At 74.0% G+C, this 4,922-nt stretch carries 4 protein-coding genes; 1 reads left to right on the top strand and 3 read right to left on the bottom strand.

What is annotated here, in order from left to right:
* Window positions 1-187 precede the first annotated feature (187 nt).
* The 3 genes from AB0J67_RS39135 to AB0J67_RS39125 form a co-directional block, all read right to left on the bottom strand.
* Window positions 188-1,075, bottom strand: coding sequence for an alpha/beta hydrolase (locus AB0J67_RS39135; protein WP_363490555.1), 888 nt, complete (start codon window positions 1,073-1,075; stop codon window positions 188-190).
* 121 nt (window positions 1,076-1,196) lie between these two features.
* Entirely contained in the window at window positions 1,197-1,988 is a 792-nt protein-coding gene (locus AB0J67_RS39130) for an alpha/beta hydrolase (protein WP_363490557.1), read from the bottom strand.
* 304 nt (window positions 1,989-2,292) lie between these two features.
* On the bottom strand, window positions 2,293-2,772 hold the full coding sequence (locus AB0J67_RS39125; protein WP_363490553.1) for a hypothetical protein: 480 nt from the start codon (window positions 2,770-2,772) through the stop codon (window positions 2,293-2,295).
* A 286-nt stretch (window positions 2,773-3,058) separates the two neighbouring features.
* On the opposite strand from AB0J67_RS39125, the gene AB0J67_RS39120 reads away from it, so the two are divergent.
* Window positions 3,059-4,804: a VWA domain-containing protein gene (locus tag AB0J67_RS39120; protein WP_363490551.1), complete on the top strand. Its 1,746-nt coding sequence runs from the start codon at window positions 3,059-3,061 to the stop codon at window positions 4,802-4,804.
* Window positions 4,805-4,922: the final 118 nt, after the last annotated feature.

The following is a 4,922-nucleotide window of genomic DNA, read 5'->3' as shown; positions in this document are numbered from 1 at the left end:
CCGCAGCCGTCAACTCTTGGGTTGTCGCGACAACCCAAGAGTTGACGGCTGCGGCGGAACACCTCCCGGTTCCGCCAACCGACAACCGTTGAGTGACCGCGCAGCGGTCCACCGGCCTGGTGTTCCGGCCCCGCCGGAGCCGGACGGCTCACTCCCACCGGCGGTTCGGCCGGTCGGGATGAGCGGCTCACCTGCCGATCAGGTCCAGCACGGCGTCGACCGACTCGCGCAGCACGTCGCGGTCGGGCAGGGCGTGGCCCCAGCCCTTCAGCTCGACGTACCGCGCGCCGGGGATGGCCGCGGCGAGACGGCGGCCGTGCGCCACCGGCACGATCGGGTCCTCGTCGCCGTGCAGCACCAGCACCGGCAGGTCCAGCGCGGCCAGCCGCGGCGCGAGGTCCGGCCCGGTGGCCGCCACCGCCAGCGGGTGGCTGTCCGGGCGGCCGGGCACCCGCGCCCGGTCGACGTCCAGCGCGATGAACCGGTCGAGGCCCTCGGCGTCGCACCGGGTGCCCCCGAGCAGCCGGAAGTTGCGGCGGCGCAGCTCGATCAGCTCCTCGCGGGTGGTCGGCGGGGACGCCGCCGCCTCCACCGCCATCTGCGTGAGCGCGGCGACGTACGCCGGGTCGCACGGCGGGTCGAACGTGGTCTCCTGCCCGGCCAGCGACGCCGGGACGGCGCTGAGGTCCGACGCGGTGCACATCAGCGTCGCCGTCAGCACCCGCTCGCGGTGCTCCAGCGCCAGCAGCTGGCAGATCAGCCCGCCCATCGAGGCGCCCCACACGTGCGCCGCGCCGATGCCGTACGCGTCCAGCACGGCCAGCGCGTCCCCGGCGAGCGTGCGGCAGTCGTACGGCTCGGCGGCGTAGTCGACGATCGAGGACTGCCCGCTGTCGCGCTGGTCGTACCGGATCACGTGCAGGCCTTGTCCGGCCAGCTCCCGGCACATCGACTCCGGCCAGTGCACGGCCGACGCGCTGGCGCCCACGACGAGCAGCAGCGCCGGGTCGGCCGGGTTGCCGAAGTCCTCGGTCCACAGCTCCAGGCCGTCATGCCGAACGATCCTCTCCGCCACGTCGCGGTCTCCTCTCCGGTGCCCGTACAGCCCTTACGCTGCAACTCTGCGCCCGCGCGGGCCCGGCTGGCAGGTCCACTCAGGCACGGGTACGCCGCCGAACCGGCCCGGTCGGCGGGGTTCAGGCGTCGGCGGGCGGGAGGGCGCCGGTGAGGCGGAGCAGCGAGGTGAGGATGCGCTCGGCGTGGGTCCACAAAAGGGCGCCGCCGGTCTGGGCGAGCAGGTGGCGGTGCGCGTGCGGGACGCGGGCCGCGAGCGCCTCGCCGAAGTCGGGCGAGTGCACGGGGCTGGTGTCCTGCCCGCCGTACCAGAACTCGACCGGCACCTCGATCGCGGCCGGGTCGAACGGCCAGGGGCTCATCGACAGCAGCGTGTCCCGGGCGTAGCCGGCCGGGCCCTGCGCGAAGCCCTCGGCCAGCGCCCGGCGGAACGGGCCGGCGAACGCCGGGTCCTCGTACACGGCGCGGTCGGCCGGTCCGCTCAGCGAGACCACCATGTGCAGCAGCTTCTCGGCGTCCAGCTGCGCGAAGTACGCCTCGGCCTCGTCGGGGTCGTCGGCGGCCGACGACACCAGCCAGCGCAGCTGCGGCTCCAGCCGCGCGGACACCTCCGGCCGGGCCAGCTCGTCGGTGCCGGACACGATCGCGGCCGCGGACACCGCCCCGGCCGCCGCGCAGGCCAGCGCGAACGGGCCGCCCTGCGAGAAGCCCACCACCGCCGGCCGCCCCGCGCGTGCCAGCGCCGCGAACTCGGCGACGTCGGCCGCCCAGCCGGGCAGCGTCCGGCCGGGTGCCGGATCGGACGCGCCCAGACCGGGCCGGTCCAGCGAGATGAGGCGTACGCCGAGCGCGTCCACCACGTCCGCGCCGAAGCCGAGCCGGCGGCTGGTGGCGGCACCGGGGCAGAACAGCACCGCGGCACCGTCCGGCGGGCCCCACTCGGCCCAGCCGAGGCGGCGGCCGTCCGCCAGGTGCACCTGCCCGAGCCGCGCGGGCTCGACGATCACGACGTCCACGGCTCGATTCTGCCGCCGCGCGCCGCCGCCCGCACGGCGACAGCCGTCTCCACCTGCGACGACATTGCTGCGGGCGGCGCGGCATGCGGGATGATCGCGATTTCTGGTCAAGATGTCGAGCCGCACTAAATGTTCTGACCGGAAACGGTGATCTTGCGGGCGGGCGGAACGTCGGGCCGGACCTCGCGGCTCGGCGGGAGGCTCAGGGGCGCAGGGTGCCGGTGGCGGGCAGGCCGGTGGAGGCGGTGACGTGGACGGCGGTGGTCCACCAGTTGCTGTCGAGCCTGCCGTTGGCGGTCCAGTCGATGACCCAGTCGAGCATGCACAGCGGCGGCCGGTCGTACTCCTCGGGCAGCGCGAACAGGGTGATGCCGCCGTCGGGCTCGACGTATCCGTCGAGCGGCAGCTGCCGGGGCAGGGCGAGCCGGGACGGCAGCAGACGCCAGGCCCGCTGGGTCGGGTAGCTGTGGTCGGTGGCCCAGGTGTCGATGATCCCGGCCCGCACCAGCGGGCGCAGCAGGTTGGCGGTGTCGGTGCACAATCGGTCCGGTTTGGGCAGGTACGGCGTGAAGCTGAGCAGCCGGGCCCGCGTCACGACCGCCGACTGAGGGTCGCCGTAGCGCGACTGCGTGTAGTCCTCCTCCAAGCTGTCGGCGTCGTCGTGACGAATGTCACCACGCACGTCGTCATCGATGACGATCGCTCCCGCCTGCAGCGCCGCGCCACCCCCGTCCCGCCCGGCCGAACGCCTCGGCCGACCCGCCCACATCGACATATCCCCCAGCTACTCCCAAGTAATGGGACGTGACGGGAGGTTTCCCCGTCCATCAGAGGGAGTAACGGTTGATCTTTCCGCCGAGTTAGCACTGATCCGCAGTCCAGCGGGCCGAGCCACCTCGTTCCCGGCCGGTAACATTCGGCCGAACGTATGTGGCGAGCTGCCTTCACGTTGACGAAACATGTGCTCTGTGCCGGGCCGCCATCGCAACGTTCGCCGTATCCACCCCGCCCTCAGCGCCGTCGCCGCAGTGTTCGCGGTCGCGCTCGTGGTCTCGGGCGCCTTCATCGTGTACGACCAGCTCGCCGAGCCCGGGTGCTCCGGGACGGCCTCGCTGACCGTCGCCGCCCCCGCGGAGATCGCGCCGGCGCTGAAGGACACCGCCGCCGCGCTCAGCGAGCAGCAGGCCGCCGTCGACGGCGCCTGCGTGGCGGTGGACGTGGTCACCGCCGACCCGGCCGACGTCGCCGCGGCCGTCGCCGCGCTGCGCGGGCTGTCGCTGACCGGTGTCGGCCAGCCCAACGGCAGCACCCAGGTGCCGGACGTGTGGATCCCGGACTCCGCGACCTGGCTGGCCCGGGTCACCGCGGCCGCGCCCAACACCGCGGTCCAGGAGGCGCCGTCCATCGCGCGCAGCCCGGTCGTGGTGGCCATGGCCGAGCCCGCCGCCAAGGCTCTCGGCTGGCCGAACGCCAAGCTCACCTGGCCCGCGCTGCTGCAGCAGATGACGTCGGGCACGAAGCTGAAGGTCGGCATCGTCGAGCCCACCCGCGACGCTGCCGGCCTGTCCGGCCTGCTGGCGCTCGCGAGCACCGCGAACGCGTCCGCCAACGCGCAGGCCGCCACCACCGGCGCGCTGCGCACCCTGGCGGCCGGGCGCTCCGTGCTGCGCCAGGACGTGCTCGCGCGCTTCCCGCGCTCCACCGACCCGGCCGCGATCGCCTCCGCGCTGGGCGCGGCCCCGCTGTCGGAGCAGGCCGTCATCGCGTACAACGCGGCCAAGCCGCCGGTGCCGCTGGCCGGTCTCTACCTGGAGCCCGCGCCGATCGCGCTGGACTACCCCTACGCCGTCATGCCGGGCATCGACGCCGACCGCCAGGCGGTCGCCTCCCGGTTCCTGGAGGCGCTGCGCGAGCCTGCGTTCCGCGACCGGCTCGCCAAGGTCGGCCTGCGCGGGCCGGACGGCTCGTTCGGCGCGGGCGCCACCACGCCGACCGGCGCGCCCGAGGTCGCGCAGGTGCCCTCGCCGGCCGCGTCGCCGACCGCCCCGGCCGCCACCGCCGCCGTGGACAAGGTGCTGTCCACCTGGGTCGCGGTGACGCTGCCCGCCCGGATGCTGGCCGTCATCGACGTGTCCGGCTCGATGCTGACCAGGGTCGCCACCGCCGGCGGCGCCACCCGTGCCCAGATCACCCTGGAGGCGTCGCGGCGCGGCCTGGGGCTGTTCGACGAGTCGTGGGCGGTCGGCCTGTGGACGTTCTCCACGGAGCTGGACGGGGCCAAGGACTACAAGCAGCTGCTGCCGATCGGTCCGCTGTCGTCGCAGCGCACCCGGATGCTCCAGGCGCTGGGCGCCATCACGCCCAAGCCGGACGGCGACACGGGTCTCTACGACACGATCCTCGCGGCGTACCAGACCGTGCAGAAGGACTGGGACCCCGGCCGGGTCAACTCGGTCGTGCTGATGACCGACGGCGACAACGACGACGACAACGGCATCTCGCTGGAGAACCTGCTGGCGAAGCTGAAGGACACCGCCGACCCGCAGCGCCCGATCCAGATGATCATCCTGACCATCGGCGACGTCAACGCGGAGCCGCTGCAGAAGATCACGAAGCTGACCGGCGGCGGCGTCTTCTCCGCGAAGGACCCCGCCAAGATCGGCGACGTCTTCCTCAAGGCGATCTCCCTCCGCTCCGCCCAGCCGGGCAGCTGACGCACCGCCACCAACCACCCCACGCCGGGCGGGGCCCCACCCCGCCGGGCTCCGCCCGGGCAGGCCCAGCCCCGCCCGGCGCAACTCTTAAAGACTCGCGGCCTCCGATGTGCTCGGA

The organism is Catellatospora sp. NPDC049609, assembly GCF_040675365.1.
In the GTDB taxonomy this organism is placed as follows: Bacteria; Actinomycetota; Actinomycetes; order Mycobacteriales; family Micromonosporaceae; genus Catellatospora.
Note: the sequence above shows the minus strand (reverse complement) of the source record. Positions and strands in the feature narration are given on the sequence as shown.